At 51.3% G+C, this 21,353-nt stretch carries 17 protein-coding genes and 5 pseudogenes; 12 read left to right on the forward strand and 10 right to left on the reverse strand.

The window, feature by feature from the left end; all coding sequences use genetic code 11:
* Positions 1–509, reverse strand: a pseudogene (locus tag GHO42_RS10035) (transposase); the annotation flags it as partial.
* Positions 510–700: 191 nt separating this feature from the next.
* On the opposite strand from GHO42_RS10035, the gene GHO42_RS10040 reads away from it, so the two are divergent.
* Positions 701–1,255, forward strand: coding sequence for an ATP-binding protein (locus GHO42_RS10040; protein ID WP_322234664.1), 555 nt, complete (start codon positions 701–703; stop codon positions 1,253–1,255).
* 492 nt (positions 1,256–1,747) lie between these two features.
* On the opposite strand, the gene GHO42_RS10045 is transcribed toward GHO42_RS10040, so the two are convergent.
* The 3 genes from GHO42_RS10045 to GHO42_RS10055 form a co-directional block, all read right to left on the reverse strand.
* Positions 1,748–2,212: a DUF411 domain-containing protein gene (locus GHO42_RS10045; protein WP_153326417.1), complete on the reverse strand. Its 465-nt coding sequence runs from the start codon at positions 2,210–2,212 to the stop codon at positions 1,748–1,750.
* A gap of 155 nt (positions 2,213–2,367) precedes the next feature.
* Positions 2,368–3,786, reverse strand: a complete 1,419-nt coding sequence (locus tag GHO42_RS10050; protein ID WP_153326419.1) for a heavy metal sensor histidine kinase — start codon at positions 3,784–3,786, stop codon at positions 2,368–2,370.
* Positions 3,783–4,457: a heavy metal response regulator transcription factor gene (locus GHO42_RS10055; protein WP_153326421.1), complete on the reverse strand. Its 675-nt coding sequence runs from the start codon at positions 4,455–4,457 to the stop codon at positions 3,783–3,785. The genes GHO42_RS10050 and GHO42_RS10055 overlap by 4 nt, the downstream gene beginning before the upstream one ends.
* A 273-nt stretch (positions 4,458–4,730) precedes the next feature.
* On the opposite strand from GHO42_RS10055, the gene GHO42_RS10060 reads away from it, so the two are divergent.
* Together GHO42_RS10060 and GHO42_RS10065 are read left to right on the forward strand one after the other, a co-directional pair.
* Positions 4,731–4,943, forward strand: coding sequence for a co-regulatory protein PtrA N-terminal domain-containing protein (locus GHO42_RS10060; RefSeq protein WP_153326424.1), 213 nt, complete (start codon positions 4,731–4,733; stop codon positions 4,941–4,943).
* A 705-nt stretch (positions 4,944–5,648) separates the two neighbouring features.
* Complete coding sequence (locus tag GHO42_RS10065; RefSeq protein WP_153326426.1) at positions 5,649–6,011, forward strand: histone-like nucleoid-structuring protein, MvaT/MvaU family; 363 nt, start codon at positions 5,649–5,651, stop codon at positions 6,009–6,011.
* 45 nt (positions 6,012–6,056) lie between these two features.
* On the opposite strand, the pseudogene GHO42_RS25880 reads toward GHO42_RS10065, so the two are convergent.
* Positions 6,057–6,197, reverse strand: a pseudogene (locus GHO42_RS25880) (DUF2256 domain-containing protein).
* Between the two features lie 87 nt (positions 6,198–6,284).
* Here GHO42_RS25880 and GHO42_RS10075 point away from each other — a divergent pair.
* Both GHO42_RS10075 and GHO42_RS10080 read left to right on the forward strand, forming a co-directional pair.
* Positions 6,285–6,779: pseudogene (locus GHO42_RS10075) on the forward strand (IS21 family transposase); the annotation flags it as partial.
* The gene (locus GHO42_RS10080) at positions 6,765–7,298 is read left to right on the forward strand and encodes an SDR family NAD(P)-dependent oxidoreductase (RefSeq protein ID WP_233099415.1); all 534 of its coding nucleotides are present in this window, start codon (positions 6,765–6,767) and stop codon (positions 7,296–7,298) included. The pseudogene GHO42_RS10075 and the gene GHO42_RS10080, both read left to right, overlap by 15 nt.
* Before the next feature lie 134 nt (positions 7,299–7,432).
* Here the strand turns inward: GHO42_RS10080 and GHO42_RS10085 are convergent, their stop codons facing one another.
* Positions 7,433–7,615: a carboxymuconolactone decarboxylase family protein gene (locus GHO42_RS10085; protein WP_198822266.1), complete on the reverse strand. Its 183-nt coding sequence runs from the start codon at positions 7,613–7,615 to the stop codon at positions 7,433–7,435.
* A gap of 25 nt (positions 7,616–7,640) precedes the next feature.
* Here GHO42_RS10085 and GHO42_RS26060 point away from each other — a divergent pair.
* Positions 7,641–7,784, forward strand: a pseudogene (locus GHO42_RS26060) (GlxA family transcriptional regulator); the annotation flags it as partial.
* A 112-nt stretch (positions 7,785–7,896) separates the two neighbouring features.
* On the opposite strand, the gene GHO42_RS10090 reads toward GHO42_RS26060, so the two are convergent.
* The 4 genes from GHO42_RS10090 to GHO42_RS10105 all read right to left on the reverse strand — a co-directional run bounded on the left by GHO42_RS10090 (position 7,897) and on the right by GHO42_RS10105 (position 12,513).
* Positions 7,897–8,859, reverse strand: a complete 963-nt coding sequence (locus GHO42_RS10090) for a GlxA family transcriptional regulator (protein WP_153326430.1) — start codon at positions 8,857–8,859, stop codon at positions 7,897–7,899.
* Positions 8,860–9,495: 636 nt separating this feature from the next.
* On the reverse strand, positions 9,496–11,523 hold the full coding sequence (locus GHO42_RS10095; protein ID WP_178114917.1) for a TonB-dependent receptor: 2,028 nt from the start codon (positions 11,521–11,523) through the stop codon (positions 9,496–9,498).
* 152 nt (positions 11,524–11,675) lie between these two features.
* Positions 11,676–12,065: a DUF2946 domain-containing protein gene (locus GHO42_RS10100; protein WP_153326434.1), complete on the reverse strand. Its 390-nt coding sequence runs from the start codon at positions 12,063–12,065 to the stop codon at positions 11,676–11,678.
* 160 nt (positions 12,066–12,225) lie between these two features.
* Positions 12,226–12,513, reverse strand: coding sequence for a cytochrome c5 family protein (locus GHO42_RS10105; RefSeq protein WP_153326436.1), 288 nt, complete (start codon positions 12,511–12,513; stop codon positions 12,226–12,228).
* Positions 12,514–12,936: 423 nt separating this feature from the next.
* On the opposite strand from GHO42_RS10105, the gene GHO42_RS10110 reads away from it, so the two are divergent.
* The 6 genes and pseudogenes from GHO42_RS10110 (at position 12,937) to valS (ending at position 21,122) form a co-directional block, all read left to right on the forward strand.
* Positions 12,937–13,389, forward strand: a complete 453-nt coding sequence (locus GHO42_RS10110) for a hypothetical protein (RefSeq protein WP_153326438.1) — start codon at positions 12,937–12,939, stop codon at positions 13,387–13,389.
* A 511-nt stretch (positions 13,390–13,900) separates the two neighbouring features.
* Positions 13,901–14,188, forward strand: coding sequence for a hypothetical protein (locus GHO42_RS10115; protein WP_256670469.1), 288 nt, complete (start codon positions 13,901–13,903; stop codon positions 14,186–14,188).
* 621 nt (positions 14,189–14,809) lie between these two features.
* Positions 14,810–15,778, forward strand: coding sequence for a LysR family transcriptional regulator (locus GHO42_RS10120; RefSeq protein ID WP_153326440.1), 969 nt, complete (start codon positions 14,810–14,812; stop codon positions 15,776–15,778).
* Positions 15,779–15,982: 204 nt separating this feature from the next.
* Complete coding sequence (locus GHO42_RS10125; protein ID WP_153326442.1) at positions 15,983–17,290, forward strand: OprO/OprP family phosphate-selective porin; 1,308 nt, start codon at positions 15,983–15,985, stop codon at positions 17,288–17,290.
* A gap of 481 nt (positions 17,291–17,771) precedes the next feature.
* Positions 17,772–18,422 (forward strand): annotated as a pseudogene (locus GHO42_RS10135) (IS66 family transposase); the annotation flags it as partial.
* Positions 18,423–18,554: 132 nt separating this feature from the next.
* Positions 18,555–21,122 (forward strand): valine--tRNA ligase, encoded by a 2,568-nt coding sequence (gene valS, locus GHO42_RS10140; protein WP_153326446.1) that lies wholly within the window; start codon positions 18,555–18,557, stop codon positions 21,120–21,122.
* Positions 21,123–21,353 lie beyond the last annotated feature (231 nt).

Below are 21,353 nucleotides of genomic sequence, written 5' to 3' on the forward strand. Positions count from 1 at the left end.
ACAGCTCTCACCAACCTCTCGCAGGTCATCATGGATCTTGCGATAGCCATAAACACCACCGCTTTCCAACCAGGAGTGTTTGATCAGTCCAAGCAGTCGCTGATCGTCCTTGGCTCGCGCAGATTTTGGTTCTGATAGCCACGCGTAGTAGCCGCTGGGATGAACCTTGAGCGTCAGGCAAAGCCGTCGAATCGCGTAATGACCCGCTTGCTGCTTAATAAAGGCGTACTTCAGCCGCACTCCTTGGCAAAGTACGCGGCGGCCTTTTTTAAGATGTCTCGCTCCTCCGTCACCCGTTTCAGCTCGGCCCGTAGACGACGAACCTCAGCGCTCTGATCATCCTCCTCAACGCGCTGTTCCTGGGGCTTGGTGTAGCGCTTAACCCAAGCATAGAGGCTGTGCACGGACACACCCAATCGTGCAGCCACCTCCGAGACAGGAAGCTTCTTTTCGGTCACTTGTTTGACCGCCTGGATTTTGAATTCTTCGGGATATCGCTGGTTGCTCATGGCACCTCCTAATGGGCCTCATTTTAAGGCTTGGAGGTGTCTACGAAACTAGGGGCGATTCAAGGAGACGGTTTATTACTATTAACTGTGACCGAACCGGACATTAAGTGCGATGCGTGAACCCGACCAGATCCAAATCCTAGCGTCCGAGTTAGAGCTCGACCTCAAGCATCGGTATGGCCTGATGGTGGGTGGAAGCGCGCTGTGGAGAGAACTGGGGTAGCATTGAATTCAAAGCGTCTCGTGGAATAGACCGAAACACCGTCATGACCTTAGGAGAGTGCGAATGGCTAGCGCGACGTCAGAACGAGATCATCACCGGCGCTACAGGAACGGGAAAAACCTGGCTCGCCTGCGCACTTGGCAACCAGGCTTGTCGTCTCGGACGACCAACGCTGTATCGCACCGCCACCAAGCTTTTTGAAGAAATATCGTTTTCTTATGCCGACCACACCATGCCGAAGCTGCGCCGACAATTGATACGCGCGGAGTTGCTGATTATCGATGATCTAGGTATCGGGGGCATCGATGATCAGTTAGGCCCGTTTCTCCTGGACGTAATCGACCAGCAGTCACAAAACGGATCATTGTTGATCACTAGCCAGTATCCAAAAGAGAAGTGGTACGACTTGTTCTACGACCCAACGATTGCCGATGCGATTCTTGACCGAATCGTCCACAAGTCTCACGTCATCGAATTAAAAGGAGAATCGATGCAGCGGGGTAAAAAGCCTAAACGCAATTAGGAAATTCCTGCACGAGTCTCGGATGGTCAACGGGCGTGCAACTGGTCAGATCGGATGCAGATAGTTGGTCAAATGAAATGCAATCGCTGGTTTTTATAAGACTTCTTTCAAATGTAGTCGAGTCCATTTGCCGGGCTGCGTCTGATCGAGACTTAGCTGCTAACTTTTCTATCACAACGGTTAGGGCCACCTTGAACACTACCAACGGAGAGTTCTATAGGCTCGCCTTCGCGCTGCTATCCGAACTGATAGAACCATTGGCAAGCTCCTTGCTGGCGATCAGCTTTGAGCAAAAGCGTCCACTCACCGGGTGAATGAGGTATGCGTTTCCCTCACTGCGGATACTTGTCAATTTTTCGTCTTGTCGAGGCTCATGGGGTGCCTTAATGCAGAGGATGTAGGGGAAGAGAGTCTTGAATCTTCCCAATGTAACCGGTCAGCCAAATCACCTGGCGGAGAAGCTGTTATCGCTGCTACGATGCGGAAACATTGTCATTGTGATGGGTAATCCGCCAGAACGACTTCATCTCCAGATTTCTTCAGGCCCATGATTTGATAGGCGCTTCGACGTCCGCCTGATTCCATTCCCGGCGACCCCACAGGCATTCCGGGCGCAGCAGCGCCGATCAGATCCGAGCGTTTGGTGAGTTCTGCAATCTGCTCCACTGGCACGTGACCGTCAACAAACCTGCCGTTTACCACACCTGTGTGGCATGACCCGAGGTTGGCAGGTACACCCAGTTTTTCTTTCACGGCACTCATGTTTTCTTCTTCATGATCCCTCACGGTGTAACCTTTATCCTTTAAATAAGAAATCCACTTGGTGCAGCAACTACAGTTCGGATCTCGATACACATCTATCGATTTTCCGGCATCGGCCCGCAGTTCGGCAGAGAAACCTATCGCCATAGCAATCGATGCAGCAAGGCCGGCATTTTTGAAGAGGTTGAGGGGCATGGCGATTGTGACTCTTGGGGAGGTGAAGGGCATTTTTAAAAGCTTTGGCGGTGACGTTGGCAAAAATCAGATGTCACTGCAAATCTAGTATGTAACTAGATATAAAGGGGTCTAACCTAAGATTTTACAACGTATTCATCCTTGGTCCTGAAATTTCAGGGAGCCGCACGTGCCCGCTTTGGCCAGACCGTCTTAGGAAAAATAAGGCTGAACGTCGTGATGGTTCCTAGCATGCTTTCAACCGCGACACGCCCCCCATGCAGGCTCATGATCGAGCGGACGATCGCGAGTCCCAACCCTGTCCCCCCTTGCTGACGAGCACGGCTGGCATGAACCCGGTAGAAACGATCAAAAACGCGAGGCAGGTGAACTGCTTCAATGCCCTCACCTAAATTGCGTACGTCAAGGCACACTTCGTCCCCGCGCATGTCCAGGGAAATAGTGATGGCGCTGCCGGGGACGCCGTGTCTAATGGCGTTGGACAGCAAGTTTGAGATGGCTCGCTGAATCATGAGCCGATCTCCTTGGGTCTGTGCTGTGCCCTCAACCAATAACTCCATATCTTTCTCGTCGGCTGCCAGTGAGAACAGTTCAGCAACCTTTTCGGCCTCTTCTTTCAAATCAATGGTGGTAAAGGCAATCGGTGCCTGCGGTTGGCTGACACTTGCGAGGAAAAGCATCTGAGACACCATGCGCGACAGTCGCTCAAGTTCTTCTGTACAGGATTCAAGAACCCGTTTGTACTCTGCTGGCGGGCGCTCCCTAGATAAGGTGACTTGCGCTTTGCCCATGAGGTTGTTCATTGGAGATCGAAGTTCGTGGGCCAAGTCGTCTGAAAACTGGGCGAGCTGTTGCACATCTCCATCCAGCCGGTGAAGCATGAAATTGACGGCATGGGCCAAGTCCCGCAACTCATCCGGCAGATTGGTCACTTTCATTCGATGGGAAAGATCCCTCGCGGATACGCGCTCAGCCACCTTGCGAAAAGCTCGGAGTGGTTTTAATCCACGATGGACAATTAACCAAGCGCACCCGCCCACCAGCAGCAGGATAAAAGGTAACGCGATGATCGTGGATTTGACGTAAGCGTTGAGGAGTGCGGCATCGCTCTTTCTATCAAGCGACAGCATGACCAGGACGGTTTGATCGTTTTTAAGCCTTACCAGTTTATGAGCCATCAAAACCTCAAACCCCTCGGGCGATTTGAATTGCTCAAAATCAGGAGAACCTAAGCTCGCTATGACCCGTGGAAGCTCCAGGTTTTCGTTGTTTCCAAGGTTCAATAAACGCCTTCGAGGAACGCTTGAATCCAGGATAGTCAGGGTAAAGTTATCGTGCCCGATGATCTGATCGCGAAGATTATGTGGATGCAGCACGATATCGGCTGCAGTGATCGAACTCTCAGCCAAGCTGTGTTCGATCTGCTGAAGCTTTTCCCCTAGCCCGTCCTTCGCGCGTAGATCAAGCTGATGTGCGATGGTGGCATAGGCAAACGCCGCCATTACCAGCACCAAGAAAGCGCTCATTGCCGTGACCGTTAACCCTAACCTCATGGACAGGCGTGTCGGCCTCATTCGCGAGCTTCCAGTACATAGCCGACACCACGTAGGGTGTGGATCAGCTTGTGCTCGAAGGGGTCGTCAATCTTTGCGCGAAGCCGTCGAATCGAAACCTCAACCACATTGGTGTCGCAATCGAAATTCATGTCCCACACAAGTGAGATGATTTGGGTACGCGACATTACCTCTCCGCTATGACGCATCAGCAGGTGAAGGAGAGCAAATTCCTTCGTCGTCAGATCGATTCGTTGGGTGCCTCGAAAGGCTCTATGGCGCCCCTGATCCAACTCAAGATCGCCGACGCGTAACACTTCTGGTAAGCCAGTTTGCTCACTGCGGCGCATGAGGGTGCGAACCCGTGCAAGGAGCTCAGGAAACTCAAAAGGCTTTACCAGATAATCGTCTGCGCCCATCTCCAATCCCCTAACTTTCTCATCAAGGCGACCTCTGGCGGTGACCATCATCACTCTCGTATTATTGGTCTTCCGGAGTTGTGACAGTACTTCCCAGCCCTCCATTTCGGGCAAGTTAACATCCAGTATCACAATGTCATATGCTTGATGTTGTGCCAGGTGTAGCCCATCTAGACCCGTGTTTGCAATATCGACAATATAGCCGCTCTCCGTTAAACCTTGGTGCATGTACTCGGCAGTTTTCGGCTCGTCCTCTACAACAAGGATTCGCATATCATTGATTCCCGTCTTAATGTCGGTTACTTAAATACGCTGTTATTTTCATATATATGCGCTATTTGAATTAGTTTTCACAGTCCGTTCATCTCAGAGTATTCTCAACGCTGTAGTAGCTACAGGGTCAAGCTTTTCTCGATAAATACCAAGCTCATAGCCCTTATGGCGACGATTTGTCGCAGTGTTTTTCTGGGTCTGATTGCCTAAAAAAAGCAAGTTCTAAGTTATTGCAATTTATGTCGGACGCCTGCTTTTATGAAGGATGCAAACATGAAGATTTCTTTAATTGCAGCATTGGCGGGCGCTCTGTTGCTGTCACAACCTGTGTTCGCTGAGAGCGGCGGAGATATGACGTTTGGAAGAATGATGGAAGCAAGAGATCGTGCCTTAGAGCGCAATACCGTCAAGTCGGCACATCAGGAAAATGATCCTATGGTGGCCCGTGATGCGATGGACAGCGATGACGAATCTGATAAAGACTAATGGAGTCGCCCTGCATAACACCCGTATTCCAGAACACTGCTGCTTGAATCAACGGAGATATTAACGCTCTTTGTTACCGACATTTTTCGCATGACATCCGATTATAAATCGAATATGTTGACCAGCCAGAACGCAGTTCCTACTTCAAATCCTTCAAGGCTCGAGTCTCATTCGAGAATGTGGCCAGACGCGTGCATCGATAGCTAGCGTCGCGCTGAGCCACATTCTTCACCTTCACCCTGAGTGGATCCGGCTCAAGTCGCAAAGAAATGTCGCCCTCCACTGCTCAAGGAGCACGATCAGCTTGTAGGCTGGTTAAGCCCCAGCGGATATCGTGCTCGCACGTGCTACGTGCGGAATCGCCGACTTTTGATCTACTTAGGCCGCAGGATACTTGGCCAGCGGCTGGGCAATCTCCTGCTTCAAGCATGTTCAGGAAGCGTATGCGCATGATTCTGGAAAGTCCTTTCCCGCATATCACTTCGACCAGTGCCAGCATTAACAGATGGACAACGAGGGCGCTTATTGGCGCATCGATGCCACGGGACGGTTTTGCTTACCACTGCGTAATGACCACCTAAAATTCACTGGTCAAGTCGAATGCAATTGACTGGTCAGATCGAATGCAAACGAGTGGTCAAATCGATGCAATTACACAGTCTATTCTGTTGTAATGTAAAAATACCAATTACTAAGGAAGTTTCCATGTCCAAACTCGCAGAATTCCGTCAGCTCAAAAAACACCTCGCCGTCCAGCTCCAAGCGCTCGAAGCCCTCAAGGGTGACGCTGGCCTCAAGAAAGAAATCGAATTCGAAACGAAGCTGCGCGATTTGCTCGCAAAATACAGCTACAGCCTGAAGGACGTGATCAACCTGCTTGATCCACAAGCTGGTCGTCGCGCTCCAGTTTCTGAGCCTAAACCCACGCGCAAGGCCCGCCAGGTGAAGGTTTATAAGAACCCACACACCGGTGAAATCATTGAAACGAAAGGCGGGAACCATCGCGGCCTGAAGGAATGGAAAACTGAGCATGGCGCAGCGACTGTCGAGTCCTGGCTAAGCATGTAACTTGGGGTTGTGTACATAAGGGCCAGTGATGGCCCTTTTTTGGGCTTAACTTTTGGTTCGCCGGCAGCACTGCGAGCAGTAACGAACCTCCTCCCAACACCGCGCCCATTTCTTTCGCTAGGTGAAAGGAAGTCCGCAGGTAAGGCAGGTTTTTACAGTGTTGCCGCTGACCGAAAACTGACCCAGTAAAGGCTGTTCTGCCGACTGAAAACTGACCCAGGTGTTCAACTGCTTCTGCTCACTTTTCGAGCAGGAGAACACAGGGTGATCAGCATGGAAATGTTGGGAAAAATCCGGCGGATGTACTTCCGCGACAAGCTCTCGCTGCACCAGATAGCCAAGCGTACCGGGCTGTCGAGAAACACCATCCGAAAATGGGTCAGAGCGCCCGAAGCTACTCAGCCGGCGTACCAGCGGTGCGCAACCTTCAACAAACTCAGCCCTTTCCGCGAGACGCTGGAACAGGCGCTGAAAGCCGATTCGTTCCGGGCAAAGCACAATCGCAGAAGCGCCAAAGCACTTTTCGAGCAGATCAAGGCCGAGGGTTATGACGGCGGCTACAGCCAGCTCACGGCGTTTGTACGCTCGTGGCGAGGTGAGCAAGGCAAGTCTTTACGCGCTTTTGTACCGCTGACGTTTGCGCTCGGTGAAGCTTTTCAATTTGACTGGAGCGAAGAAGGGCTGCTGATCGGAGGCCTGTTTCGACGCATCCAGGTCTCCCACATGAAGCTGTGGGCCAGTCGCGCATTCTGGTTGGTTGCGTACCCTATCCTCATCAACAACGCAGGCATCTTCAATCCCAAACCATTTCTTGAGGTAAGTCCGGAGGAGTACGACTCCTTCCTAGATATCATTTTGAAAGGCAAATTCTTCATGGCTCAGGCTGCGGCTAAAGCCATGCAGAAGCGTGGAGGAGGGGTAATCGTGCAAACAGGCTCCCTCTGGGCAATCCAAGCCGTCGGTGCTACTCCATCCGCAGCCTACTCCGCAGCAAACGCCGGGGTGCATGCGCTGACACGGAATCTTGCACTAGAACTCGCTGGTTCCAACATTCGCATTAACACTGTTGCACCTGCGGTGGTCGAGACGCCGGTTTATGGAACGTTCATGGACGCAGCTCAGGTTGCAAAGGTACTGCCGACGTTCAACGCTTTTCATCCGCTCGGGCCTAATGGTCCGCCAGCAGATGTAGCCCAGGCGATTCTGTTCCTTGCTTCAGATGAGGCGTCTTGGATTACCGGGACGGTATTGCCGGTCGACGGTGGCGTGACTGCCGGTCGTCCTTAATCAGCAGGGATAAAGTGGCATCTACTGGAATGAGCATATCCTCGAACTACAGGGAGTGATTCATCGACTCTCAAAGCTGTAAACGGTCGCTTGGCCCGACTCGACGTTTCATATGGGCCAAGAAAGCTGCCCCATTACTTGATTTCAGCAATGCTCTTCATCGCTTGCCAGCCATGGGTAATACCTCCACCAGCACGAAGGGCCGTCGCCACCATGATTGCCTCAGCCACGTCTTGCTTCGACGCACCCGCGTTGACTGCTCGCTTGGCATGGTCGGCAATGCAGTAGGAACACTGTGTAGTGACGGCTACTTCCACGGCGATCAGCTCCCGTGTGGCTAGGTTACCTATTGAGTGCATTGCCGGGGAGGCAGGCTTCGGAACGGCCCTTTCTTTGAGGCAACAATTCGGTGTACAGCTCGGCACTTCGCCGTCTGAGTATCGGAGAATGTTTTTTCGAGGGGTAACTTCGGGAAGTAACGTGTAGGTAACCCACGTGTTGTCAATTAAATTTTGAGGCCAAGAGTTGCCAGGAATTTTATTTAAGTATTATACAAAATACCTATTTTTCTCGGCATGTTATTTGATATAGATGATTGTCAATTACGTTGTTTGAAACGCTCTCTATAGTCCTTGGGCGTGACGGAGTATTTCTTAATGAAACTACGTATGAAGGTCGATTCATCGCCTAGGCCGCATTTGTTGGAAACGGTTTTAAGTGGAGCCCTTGATGTTATCAGTAAGTGGCAAGCTGCTTCCAGGCGAATCTGCTCAACCATTTTGCTTGGCGTGCAGCCTGTGATTTCACGATACTTTCGAGCAAATGTTATTTCGCTCATATTCATAAAATTCGCTAAAGAAGACACCGATAGGTCGCTGCTGAGGTTGTCATTAAGCCAAACATGCAGGTCTGAGAACTGAATGCTTTTCGCCTGTAAGGTCAATGATGAGCTGAATTGGTTTTGATCTCCAGGACGCTTCAAGAAAACAACTAAATGTCGCGCAACTTCAAGTGCTGCAGTATGTCCTAAGTCAGATTCCACCATCGCCAGAGCCAAATCTATTCCCGAGGTAACTCCTGCAGAAGTCCATAAGTCTCCATCATTGATGAATATCGGCCCGCGCTTCACGTTCGCAGAAGGAAAATCGAGTTCCAACTTGTCATAAGCAGACCAATGGGTCGTTACATTTCGCCCATTTAGTTTTCCAGCGGTGGCTAGAGCAAATATCCCTGTGCAGACGGAAACCAGACGTTTTGCTTTTTCAATGTGTTTCACGAAATGTGTAAAAAACTTCTGGTCTTCACAAAATTTATGTATTCCAGGGCCGCCAGGTACGATCAGCGTATGCGGTGCCGGCGCCTCAGGCGCCAAAATTAAGGCTTTCAATGAGAAATCAGAGAAAACTTCCGTCGTTTGATTTAACGAAAGAATAGATAGAGAGTACGGCGGGTGATCAGGATGAGCAAAATGATTAGCAGCGATGAATACATCCAAGGGGCCAGCTAGGTCGAGCAGGCTAACTTCGGGGTAGGTAATAAACTGAACAGATTTAACAGACATTTTGAGTAAACCCTCCGACAGGAGCCCAATGGGCTCTAGCGATTTTGGCAGAAATCATCAACGTTTTGTCATGTTTTTAACCGACTTGCGTCTATTGTGGCCTTAATCGAAAACGCGTCAGGGTAGCTCGATATCGCAGAGTTTTTTTAGTAACACTGAGTGTCATTTTGTCTTCCCTTGGCGGTATCTGGATATTAATTGGTAGCTTTGAATGGAAGTTGGTTATATGTCGGGTCTTATGAAGAGCGCAATGGGATTCGAAGTGAACATGGATGATGGTTTTCAGATCAGGATTTCTAATATTCTTCGATTGGTCGAGCTTAATTCTTTGGGTGTAGCAAAATGCGAATTAAGTAGCGTTGCCGCACCGAACAGCTGGAGGATTGAGTGTTTCTGGCATGACCAACAAGCAATGCATGATCATTTCGTATCTTGCCAACTTCAGGATCTGATAGGTTTACTTGCTTCTCGATCCCGTAAAATTGTATTTGAGTGCGATTGTGAATGAGGCCATCCCTAACTATCCACGCGCTTACACTGTCTTCCTGGTTCTGTTAGAAGACTGAGTGGACGCCAGCGCGGTAGCCCAACCCGGTGTGCTGCTGAGGCCAAAATAGACCCCAGCAACTTGTCACATCAGAAGTCGATGGTCACTCCGGTATATAGCGCACGTCCATCACCTGGTGAATGCAGGGAGGCTTTGGCGCCATCCGGGTCATACCAGACGTATTCGTAATAGCGGTTGGTGAGGTTTTTAAGCTGCAGGTCGACGCTCACTGACTGCGTCACCTTGTACGTTGCACCCATGTTCATCAGCACGTAACCGCCGTAAGTCCCCTTGGTGTTTTCCCGCTCCAGGTAATAGTTGGTTTGGCCGTTCATCCAGGCTGTCAGCTGTAGCGCAGGTGTCGCGTCATAGCGGATGCCGGCGTTGTAGAGGTGATGCGGGATGTGGTCGATTTCCTGGCCTTTGCTGTTGGGAAGGGTGGCACTGGGCTGGAGTATTTTCGAGTACTGCCAGGAGTACGCCATCCACATTTCAGTGCGTTCATTCGGGTGCAGGTTGACCTGCAAGTCGTAACCCCAGCGCCGGGTTTCACCGACGTTATCGGATTCGCCGCTGGGGTCGTTGAGCCGGCGACTGACTTCTCCCGACGCCTCTTGCTGCCAATACGCGACGCGCCCGTCCACCCAGTCCGCCGGCGTGAACTTGATCCCGGTTTCCCAGCCTTCGTTGATCGACGGCGCCAGATCGGTGTCCCTCGGCGGAATCTTGTAGGCCGCAGCCCCGGTGCCCACCTGGAACGTGCGACCCCAGTTCGCATAGAAGCTGGCGACGTCCCACGGGGAATACACCACGCTGATCTTCGGCTGCTTGATCAGGCCGTAGTCATTGATGTCGTAGTCCATGCCGGTCATTTCGTTGGTGAAATCGCCCTGGATCTTGTCGACCCGGTAGGCGGGTACGATTTTAAGCGACTCGAACGGTTTGATCTCTGCCTGGACATAAGCACCGTAAGTGTCGAAGTCGAACTGCTGGTCGCGGGTGGTCGCTAGACGTGTGCGGTCTCTGGTGCGATAGCGCTCACTTTTGTTCTGTTGCTGCTGTACGTCTGCACCGCTTTCCAGGGCAAAGTCGTAGAGCCAGCTCACTTCAGGGCGCCAGGTCAGGGAGGTGAGGGCGCCATATTGGGTCTCGTAGGCGTCGCGTTCCTGCTGTGCGCTGGTGCGCCAATATTGCGTCCAGCGTCGGTCATCGAAGGTGTTGACGTAAGTTTTTGCAGACCAGGCGAGTGTGTCGGCCAGGTCGGTATCGAAATGCACGCTGACCTGGTTCATGCGCCGCGTGCCCTTGTCCGTGGCGTTGAAGCTGTTGGTCATTTCGGGATGATGGCGGGCATCGTCCTCGCTCAGATAACCGGGCTCTTGCGCCTCGGTCTCGTAATGACGGGCGATCAGCCCGATGCGGTAGCTGTCATCGTCCGGCGTGTAAAACCATTTGCCCGACATGGAAAACTTGTCGGCTTTGGCGTGATCGCGGTAGCCATCGGCTTTCTGATAGGTGAAGAAATAGTTCTGTGTCCAGTTGCTGCCTTCGATGCCCTTTGCGAATTGGGTTTCCTGAGTATTGAAGCTGCCATAACGCAGTCGCGCCTTGGTGTAATCGCCGCCGGTGCGGGTGAACATATTGACGTTGCCGGCGATGTTATTCAGGCCATAACGCGCATCGCTGGTGCCGCGCACCACCTCGATGCTGTCCAGCTCCATGGGGAAAATCATGTCCATGAACGGCATGTTGCCGTCGTTGCTATTGCTCGGGATGCCGTCGATCAGCAACTTCACCGCGTTCACTTCGCCTTCGCCGTTAAAGCCTCGGAAGGAGATTTTGCCGGAGGTGGTACCTTGATTGAACTCGGTCAGCATTACCCCGGGCGCACGGCTGAACAACTCCCAGCTGTAGTTGACCGGCATCTTTTCAAGGATGTCCGCACCCAGAATATCGACTGAACTCAGTACGCTGCTGGTGCTTAGCGGGCCGCTTGCTGAGCCTTGAATGCTCACGGCGCCGAGGGTCAATGTTGAGTTTTCGGGTTTGCCGGCGTCAGCTAATGCCAGCGATAGTGGGCTCAGTGCGAGCACGCCTATGGAAAACACGGGCCACATGGTGGTGGACACAGACAAACGCTTTGCAGGGCGCAGAGAAAATGGAGCAGGCATAACACGCACTTCCTGATGATCAAGAAACTTAACGTTCAGCGCTAGTTGCTGAGAGGATTTAAAACGGGCAACACCGCACAGCATCAGCGGTGGTGTGATCAGGCAAAAGGGGAGGCGCGAGGGCTCAGGCTGGGCCAGCGAATACGCGGATGCAGCGTCGGGAGGATAGGATTTTCTAGGGCGGTGTTGGCGGTGTACTGCGGTAGGAAATGCCGGTAGTAATTGGACGGTAATGAGGCCAGTCCGGCGTGCCCGCAACAGCAATCAGCATGCGGCATGGTAGGTTTTGACTGCGACAGTTGCAGGGCATGGATTACTTTGCTGAAGTCTTTTGGCTGCGCACTCAAGCTGCCGCCTGAACAGAACCCACCCCAGAGCATCAGGCTCACATCCGGCGTCTGCATCGCACGGCTCATCGGCATGGCGAACAGGTTGAGTAGGACGGTTAGGCAGGCTATCCAGGGACAGATGCGTTTCAAAGAACTCATGATTGAATCGCCGCTATGTGGGGGCTATTTAGCTGGTTTTATTTAGTTAAGTAAAATTTTATGCACCGGTACTTGGCCACACGTCGTGTTTAGGTATCCATATCTCGCAATCAGACGAGTTGATTGATTCAGCTTTATCAGGGCGTCCTGATGAGGATGTTCACTTAGCCATCCACTCTATGACTGCTTTGTAATCCTCTGGGGTGCATTGCATGCAGAGGCCGCGCGTTGGCATCACGCCGTATCCAAAAGTGACTCGATTTACCAGCAAGTCCATCCCTTGCTCAAGGCGTGGCGCCCACGCTTTCGTGTCCCCTTTCTGAGGTGCGGTGCGCAATTGACCGTTATGGCATATGCCACATGATTGATTGAAAACCGTCTCAGGATCTTGTGCAGCGTCCGCCAAAAAAGGCAATGAACCGACAGCCCAGATAACTAAATATTTCATTTCATACCCCGAAATCCCTACCGATGCTCAGCGAGCAGTTACTGAAAAAGCTTAACATTTTAAAAAGATCATATTGTAGTGCGACAGTTGGCCGCAGTGTGTTTGGAGGTTTTTATGGCAGAAATAATCAACGTTTTGGCAGTGTTGCTATTGCCGACGAAACTACAATTAATGTTACGGCTGCCTATTTATTTGGCACTGTCTAGTAATACTAAAATATTTCGAATTTTTGGTGTCCGAAGCCTTTCTATTATGATTGGTAGGTCATATGTGCTAAATTTTAAGGTGTCGAAGTCTTTTTTAGCTGGTCGATAATTTTTTGGTGTTCTAAGAGTTTTCTTTATTTAATTATCTATTGTAATGTTATCAGGCTGTGCCACCGAGAAAAATAGCGAAAACATTGAGGGAGTACGGAAGAATCCTGTGAGCCTACCAGCAGGGCCAGTCGCTCTCATTGTGAGCATCACTGCGAATGAAACAGTTAAGGAGCTAGAAAGTTATAATCTGCGATGGTCATCAGGCTTTGCAGCGAACCTGTACACAAAAGCTATACGCAAAGCATACATAGAAACTTCAGATCCTTATTTAAGCGTCGAAGCAGTCGTGCGAATGTTGGAGACTCGTTTTGGCAGCGTGCAACGTTTCCAATCTTTTGACAAAGCATCACACAATGGATATAAGCTCATTGCAAGTTTAGACATGCGAGCGCAGCTTATGGGTGAGCGGTCTTCACAGCTAGCTTCTTACTTATCGCTGGAATTTTATACAACAGATCATCTATCTCTTGGCGTAGTGGAAAACAGCGCTAGTCGTACGCTATCACCTGTTTCGGCGGTAGCTAAGCGCGAAGATGAGATAGTATCTGATATACGTTAGCAGGGCGAAGTTAAAGTGCGTGCCATTGAGCATCTCCAGCAGAAACTAGATGATATTCCTTCGGGCATTTGATGAGCGCCAGGATAAATTAGTCAAGGTGTAATTAACGTGAATAAGGCTGCAGTTTATAGAGAATTATATGTTGACTTTCTTATCGTGTTTCGTTCTGGCTCCACTGCTGCGCCCTTGTCGCAGCCTGGGTTCTAGTTCGTTAGCCCAAGGTTAGAATATGCAATGAGCTATGATCAGCTGCCCGAATATTTGGGTTGAGCTCATATACTGCTCTACGTTATGTCCCTGAGACACACAGGTCGCCAGCTAATCTCCGCTCCGCTAGCACTGAACATCGACTGTTGGCAACTCAATGCCTAGCTCCTCGCGCAGCTTTACAAGAGCCTAGCCACAGCGACCGCTCATTAGGCTCTTATGACTGAGTTCCATGACTGAATTGACTTAGATGTCATGTAGCGTTCAAAGAGCTTGTAGAGCTCATTGGCTGTAAGAGCAGGTAATGGGTTCAGTATTGGCCGGTAGCGCGATTGCTCTGGTCACGTACGTAGTGCTTAGCGTTCTGGGAACTGCTATCGGTGCCAGCGCGGTGTCCCCGACTCAGATCGTTGATAGTTACGGTCAGGCCTATCAGCAAGCAATGCAGAAGTTCGAAAAGCTGAAGCAACAAGTTGAGCTAAAGGCGCGTGAAGCTGGAGAAGTCGCAGCCAAACAAATCTCCCGCGCAGCCTGGAGCCGGAGTTCACACGTAGATGATCGGAATTACAATTTAGACATGCAATGGATATAAAGTAATTCCGCATTACAAAAATGCTTAGAGCCTAGGTTAGCTGTCACCCAGAGAAATTAAATCAGGCCGCGCTCCGCTACCTTTGAGCGAATCGGGCAAATCTTGAAATTCGGTGCTGGCTGAAGTGCGGCCTACTTCAATAAAATCGGCCTATCCTCCTGAGCCAAGCTGAAATGCTGCAGGCCGCAGAATCCAATATGTCAGGATGACAAACATGCATGACTGTCAGCAATCTTGCGGCTCCATCAAAAAAAACGCAGAGTTACGCTGCTGCCATCGCCTTCATTGACTATCGCCGCCACCAACCCGCTTCTAAGATAAATAATTAGAAAGAGCTTAACAGGTAGGACTCTATGTCTGCATTCACAAAGGTTATGGAATCGTAGGTGAAAAGCATTGAATCAAATGTGAATCCGCAGTGCAGGGATCTATATAAGCTTCGCAATAAAACTCGAATAACTAGGCCAATGCATATTAGTATTAAGCGAATTGCCAAAAATTACGTTTTGGTAATTTACCCAACCGAATAACATAGGCATGACCTGAAGATTACAATTTTGAAAAAATAAGGCATTGACTGGTAGCAGTGAGATAAGCTCCTCTGCACAGAGGGAATCATGTATGGTCACACAAAATGAAACATATACAGGCAGCTCTATTCCTTGCAGCCTTGATATATTGGATGATCTGCCAATTACTGATCAATTAGCACTAGAGTTTTTTGCAACAGCCCGGTGCGCGAGTTTTAAACAGGCAGCCAGGGGGCTCAATGTGCCTGCGGTATTGCTCCGTAAACGTATGGAGAAGCTGGAGGAGCATCTAGGTGCTCCGGTGTTTGTCTACAAGTGCAACAAGCTTGTCCTTACGCGTACAGGCCAGAAGCTCAGAGATCATCTATCACAATCATTCGGTCGGGAAGCTCTGGTTAAGAGGGGGACTAGGGAAACGCTTATTCTCTCAATGGCTATCACCGAGCCAGTCTTGAGCGACATTGTCAACCGCGATCTCGTAGCCTTTGTACGAGATAATGCAGACATTAGGTTAGACATCCATTCAGAGTGCAACTTACAGACTCTCTCTGAGAGTAATGTAGATGTAGGTATTGCTTTACTAGGCTCTGACGAGGTCAAGGCGATAGACCATCATCCCGATTACCGATTCGAACGACTGGGCCGAATTGGACATGCGCTGTTTATCTCCAGCCGCTATTCACGAAACGTTACGCTTCCCGTAGATGGCCTGGATCTGCGTAACTTCATGCTCGTAATTCCTTGGGATGACGATATTTTATCGGGCTCATCAGGGTGGACGTCGGTGATGGCTGAGCACGAGGGTGGAATTACTAGGGTCAAGAGCTACAACTTGGCGCGTGGACTGATAGTAGGAGGAGCCTGCATCGGCGTATTGCCCGATTACAGTCGACGACTGGAAAAAAATATCCTACCTATGCCCGGATTCCTGGGGGACCTAGATGAAAAAGATGCCTATCTCGCTATAAAAATGCAACTCATATACGACACGAGAGTATTAGAACTTAGAAGGCAGATCAAGAAAAGCTTTTCTGACAAGAAGGAATGGCTTGTTCGATAAAGTCCGCGTTACCCCTCAAACATTCCCGTTAACATAAATGAAATATTTCTGTCATTTTTGCTTGTGGCCTAGTCAAAGTGCTTAGAAGAAAGGCATCTTGTTAGGGTAGTTAGTTAACTGCCAACTTCAGCAAGATTTACCCATGCCGACATAGGGCTATGTATTTCGTCGGCAGCTAAGCACTTCACACACGAGAGGTAAGCAATGATCTGTTCTTCGAACATGCGGGAAAAGCTTTTGACTGCCGCAATTATCGGCACATTTTCTTCGCAAGCATTCTCCGGAACAGTAACTACTGACGGAGCGGATATCGTTCTCAAGACTAAGGGTGGGCTTGAAGTTTCTACTGCTGACAAAGAGTTCAGTTTCAAATTGGGCGGCCGGGTGCAGGCCGACTATGGTAGATTTGATGGCGCCTTCACTAAAAATGGTGAGACAGCAGACGCAGCTTACTTCCGTCGTGCCTACCTTGAATTCGGCGGAACCTTGTACCGCGACTGGAAATATCAGGTCAACTACGACCTGTCCCGTAATACCGGCAACGACTCCGATGGTTACTTCGACGAAGCGAGCTTGACTTATACCGGTTTCAAACCGATCCAGGTGCGCTTCGGCCGCTTTTATACCGATTTCGGTCTTGAGAAGGCCACCAGCTCTAAGTGGACTACTGCTATGGAGCGGAACCTCTCCTACGATATAGCAGATTGGATCAACGACAACGCCGGTATGGGTATCCAGGCCACCAGCACTATTGCTGACATGGCTTACCTGTCCGGTAGCGTGTTTAGCGAGACCAACAATAATACCAATGGCGACAGCGTCAAACGCTATAACGTGCGCGGTGTATTTGCACCGTTGCACACCGATGGGAATGTCCTGCACGTCGGCGCCCAGTACGCTTATCGCGATCTGAAGGACAGCGCGGTGGATACACGGATCCGCTCTCGCTTGGGTGTCCGCGGTGTAGATACCAACGGAGGTGGAGATGCCGGCACCAACGGCAATCGGATGCTGTTTGGCGGCACTGCCGCACAAGACGGCTTGTGGAGCGGCGATTCCGTTTGGGGGATTGAAGGTGCCTGGGCCACCGGACCGTTCTCGGTGCAAGGTGAGTACCTCCGCCGCAAGTTGAAGGCCGAGCAAGCCAGAAACGATCTTAAAGCTTCGGGTTACTACGCTCAGATGGCCTACACCCTGACTGGCGAGCCTCGCATCTATAAGCTCGACGGTGCTAAATTCGACACCGTCAAGCCACAGAGCAAAGAGCTGGGCGCATGGGAGGTCTTCTACCGCTTTGATGACATCAAAGTAGAAGATGGTAACCTAGTCACTGCAGCGGATCTGTCGAATGAGCGTAAAGCCAAGAGCCACACCGTCGGCGTGAACTGGTATGTAAATGATGCCGTGAAAGTCAGTGCCGACTATATTAATGTTCGCACTGATAATGCCGAGAACACTGTCGGTGATGATGGGGGCAGTGCAATCGTGACCCGCCTGCAGTACGTCTTCTGATAGGCCTTGAGTAGGACGGAAAATCCTGGAGCGCACTGAGCGCTTCAGGTTTTTTTGTCAGTGTTCCAGGATCAGGCGTCTTTGCGATAGGCCAACAAAAGCAAAGCGTTAAATACTACGTGCAGCATCGAACTCTCGTGAACGGGTACTGCGGCGGCAATACTCAATCCTATGATGGTAGAAGGTAAAAGGTGACGACAAGACCCGAGCTGATGGAGTGCTGAGCCTCCGCTCATCCCAAAAGAGCTGGGGCAAAATGTGCTCGACACACACTTACTCTGTTCCCGCCTTGTCTTTCAACTAAAGACGACCTGCAATGACGCCACCATCGACCGGTAAGACAGCCCCGAGAATTCAAGAGACCTCAGCTGAAACAAGAAATACAATAGTTCAACGTTGATAAGGCTCATAGGCAGCCATCTATCATTGACTTGGAAAACCCCAAGGAAACAGTCCCTCGCTGACGATATGCATGCGCCCTCATGTGCGCAACTTCCTGCAAGACTGGAAAGGCAAACTGGTGTGCGACGATTTTGGTGGCTACAAGGCCAGTTTCGCATTGGGCGTCACCGTAATCGGTTGCATGGCCCATGCCCGGCGCAAGTTTTTCGACCTGCATGCCACGAACAAGAGCGAGCTCGCCGAGCAAGTACTGCACTTCATCCAGTTGCTATACGAAATCGAAAGGGGGATCCGCGACCTGAAGCCGGATTTACGCCGACGTCTACGGCAAGAAAAAGCCGTCCCCGTGATGGACAGGCTGCACGCCCGGATGATCGCCTAGCGCGAGCTTGTGCATGATGGCATGGCCATTGCCAAGGCTCTGGATTACGGCCTGAAACGCTGGCCAGCATTGTCACGTCATCTGGATGACGGCGCGGTTCCTATTGATAACAACCACATCGAGCAACAGATCCGGCCATGGGCTCTTGGACGCAAGAATTGGCTCTTCGCCGGATCGTTGCGTAGCGGCAAGCGCGCGTCGGTGCTGATGAATCTGATCCAGTCGGCGAAGCTCAACGGGCATGACCCATATGCTTACTTGAAAGACGTTCTGGCTGGACTGCCAACACAGCGTGCAAGTGACATCGCCGAGCTGCTGCCCCATAAATGGTCTACGCAGGTGATGTAAATCTGAATGCATCCTCTTGGGCGAGCCGTCAGTTGCATTGAGCTACGATGGGTAAATGTTGATTAGGGGGTTTACTTTCCAAAGGCGATTCAATATAAATTTAACCTGGGTGCGCACTCACTGTTGTGCCCTTTGATATTAACCGGAGGATGCTATGTCACCGTTAAACGTGATGAAGTTCTAAAGGATCAAACTGTCACCCCCTCGCTCGAAAACCTTGAAACACGCTGGTCTCAACGTTGGCAGCTCAAAGGCACGTACGCCTTTGACCACACAGCCCAACGCGACGCTGTGTTCTCCATCGATACGCCCCCGCCGACGGCCTCAGGCTCGTTGCATGTCGGTCATGTCTTCAGCTATACCCACACAGATATCATCGCTCGATTCCAGCGCATGCGAGGTAAGGCTGTGTTCTACCCCATGGGTTGGGACGATAACGGCTTGCCTACCGAACGCAGGGTCGAGAATTTCTATGGCGTACGTTGCGACTCGTTGGCAGCTTATCAGCCTGATTTCAGGCCACCTGAGCCCACTCCATTAAAGCGAGGTGACTTTGCCGTCATCAGTAGGCGCAACTTCATCGAGTTGTGCCACGAACTGACAGCCATTGATGAGCAAGCGTTCCGTGCACTCTTCGTGCAATTGGGCTTGTCCGTTGATTGGAGCCTTTCATATGCCACCATTGATGAGCGCTCTCAACGAGCGAGTCAGCGCGCTTTGCTTCGTAACTATCAGCGTGGCGAACTTTATAGCCAGGAAGCTCCATGCCTTTGGGATGTAACTTTCCAGACAGCCGTGGCTCAAGCAGAACTTGAAGAGCGCGAGGCCGCTGGTGCGTATCACGTACTCAGCTTTGAGGCGGCTGATGGCGCCGCATTGAGGGTTGCTACCACTCGGCCTGAGCTACTGATGGCATGCGTGGCGCTGGTGGCTCATCCGGACGACGTTCGTTATCAGGCGGTGTTCGGACAATCCGTGCGCTCGCCGATTTTTGACTTGGACGTACCGCTGCTGGCACACCCGTTGGGTGATCCTGACAAGGGCACCGGCTTGGCGATGGTCTGCACCTTTGGCGATCTTACCGATGTGATTTGGTGGCGAGAGTTGCAGTTGCCCACGCGGTCAATACTGGGAAAAGATGGACGCCTGTTGCTTGAGACCCCCGTCTGGTTGACGACACCACGCAGCCGACAGGCCTATGCAGGCTTGGCCGGGCGTAATTTGTCCCAGGTTCGTAAGCAACTCCTGCCGATGTTGCGCGACTGCGGCGCTATGCGAGATGAACCGCGACCGATTCAACACGCTGTGAAGTTCTTTGAAAAAGGCGACCAGCCTTTGGAAATCATTGCCACTCGGCAATGGTACTTGCGTAACGGCGGACGCGACGCGAGCCTGCGGGACGTGTTGCTTGCCTCTGGTCAGACGTTGGACTGGCATCCGCCGCACATGCTCAGGCGTTACGAGCATTGGGTAAGTGGTTTGAATGGTGATTGGTTAATTAGTCGTCAGCGCACGTTCGGCGTGCCGATTCCGTTCTGGTATGGCCTGGATGCACAAGGCGAAGCCGATTACAGCACTCCTATTATTGCCTGCGAGGAAAGCCTGCCAGTTGATCCGAGCCTGGATACTCCGCCAGGGTATCGACCAGAGCAACGTGGGCAACCGAATGGTTTCGTCGGCGAACAGGACGTCATGGATACGTGGGCCACCAGCTCGCTGACGCCTCAAATCGCCGGAGGGTGGGGAGATGACGACGCATTGTTCGCCAAAATATACCCCATGGATCTCAGGCCTCAAGGTCACGACATAATCCGGACCTGGCTATTCTCGACACTAGTACGCAGCCATTTTGAGCACGGTTGCGTGCCATGGCGCAATGTCGCGCTCTCTGGATGGATCCTTGATCCCGACCGTAAGAAAATGTCTAAATCCAAGGGTAACGTGGTAACCCCTCAAGCCTTGCTCGACCAGTACGGAAGTGACGGCGTGCGCTACTGGGCAGCCTCAGGGCGGCTGGGCAATGACACTGCCTTTGAAGAACAGCAGATGAAGATCGGCCGCCGTTTGGCCGTCAAGCTGTTCAATCTATCAAGGTTGGGTCAAGGCTTTGCGAAGGATGACTCTGCGGATATCGACCAACCGCTGGATAAGGCAATGCTTAAACGCTTGGACGGCGTAGTCCAGGACGCTACCTTCGCTCTGGAGGCGTACGACTATAGCGTCGCGTTGTCGCGTATCGAAGGGTTCTTCTGGTGGTTTTGCGATGACTATGTCGAATTGGTCAAGCGTCGGGCCTATCGACCAGAAGGCCATTCGGCTCGGAATGCTCTTGCGCATGCGCTGAGGGTGCAGCAGCGACTGTTCGCACCATTTCTGCCATTTGTGTGTGAGGAAGTCTGGCAAGGCTGGAGTTACGGCTCAGTGCACAATTCGTCTTGGCCGCAAGGAAATGCTTCTCCTGACGCGTCTATTGAAAGCTTATTGATGAGTGTTAGTGCCGTGCTATCTGCGATTCGCAAAGCAAAATCTGACGCCCGCCAATCCATGAAGGCTTCGGTAGCACGTGTTGAACTGGTTGACAGGGCTGCGCAGCTTGAAATGATAAAAGGCGTTCGCCAAGACTTGATCGAAGCAGGTCAGGTTGAGGCTTTGGTGTTTATAGAGGGAACTGAGCAGCAGGTTGGTGTATGGCTGAAGTGACGTAGACTTAAGGGCAATTCAATTCGCGGGGCGATCAAGGAGATCTCTTCGCGAGCAAGTCTGTAGTCGTCCATCAAACACTTGGTTCATATGCCTGATAGAAAATATGACGTAGTGGTTTGACCTGCAACCAGATCACATTCCGTGTAAGCGGATGGCGAACACACCTACCGAACTCCAGTATTTAGGGCGATGGTATTCGCGTATTTTTAAGCGGACGCGATCACCCTT

This window comes from Pseudomonas sp. FSL R10-0056, assembly GCF_009600105.1.
Taxonomy (GTDB): domain Bacteria; phylum Pseudomonadota; class Gammaproteobacteria; order Pseudomonadales; family Pseudomonadaceae; genus Aquipseudomonas; species Aquipseudomonas bubulae.

Bases quoted from the DNA above. Each gene is read 5' to 3' on its own strand.
- GHO42_RS10045 (WP_153326417.1), bottom strand. From the start codon at position 2,212: ATGCCCCTCAACCTCTTCAAAAATGCCGGCCTTGCTGCATCGATTGCT.
- GHO42_RS10050 (WP_153326419.1), bottom strand. From the start codon at position 3,786: ATGAGGCCGACACGCCTGTCCATGAGGTTAGGGTTAACGGTCACGGCA.
- GHO42_RS10055 (WP_153326421.1), bottom strand. From the start codon at position 4,457: ATGCGAATCCTTGTTGTAGAGGACGAGCCGAAAACTGCCGAGTACATG.
- GHO42_RS10060 (WP_153326424.1), top strand. From the start codon at position 4,731: ATGAAGATTTCTTTAATTGCAGCATTGGCGGGCGCTCTGTTGCTGTCA.
- GHO42_RS10065 (WP_153326426.1), top strand. From the start codon at position 5,649: ATGTCCAAACTCGCAGAATTCCGTCAGCTCAAAAAACACCTCGCCGTC.
- GHO42_RS10090 (WP_153326430.1), bottom strand. From the start codon at position 8,859: ATGTCTGTTAAATCTGTTCAGTTTATTACCTACCCCGAAGTTAGCCTG.
- GHO42_RS10095 (WP_178114917.1), bottom strand. From the start codon at position 11,523: ATGTGGCCCGTGTTTTCCATAGGCGTGCTCGCACTGAGCCCACTATCG.
- GHO42_RS10100 (WP_153326434.1), bottom strand. From the start codon at position 12,065: ATGAGTTCTTTGAAACGCATCTGTCCCTGGATAGCCTGCCTAACCGTC.
- GHO42_RS10105 (WP_153326436.1), bottom strand. From the start codon at position 12,513: ATGAAATATTTAGTTATCTGGGCTGTCGGTTCATTGCCTTTTTTGGCG.
- GHO42_RS10115 (WP_256670469.1), top strand. From the start codon at position 13,901: ATGGGTTCAGTATTGGCCGGTAGCGCGATTGCTCTGGTCACGTACGTA.
- GHO42_RS10120 (WP_153326440.1), top strand. From the start codon at position 14,810: ATGGTCACACAAAATGAAACATATACAGGCAGCTCTATTCCTTGCAGC.
- GHO42_RS10125 (WP_153326442.1), top strand. From the start codon at position 15,983: ATGATCTGTTCTTCGAACATGCGGGAAAAGCTTTTGACTGCCGCAATT.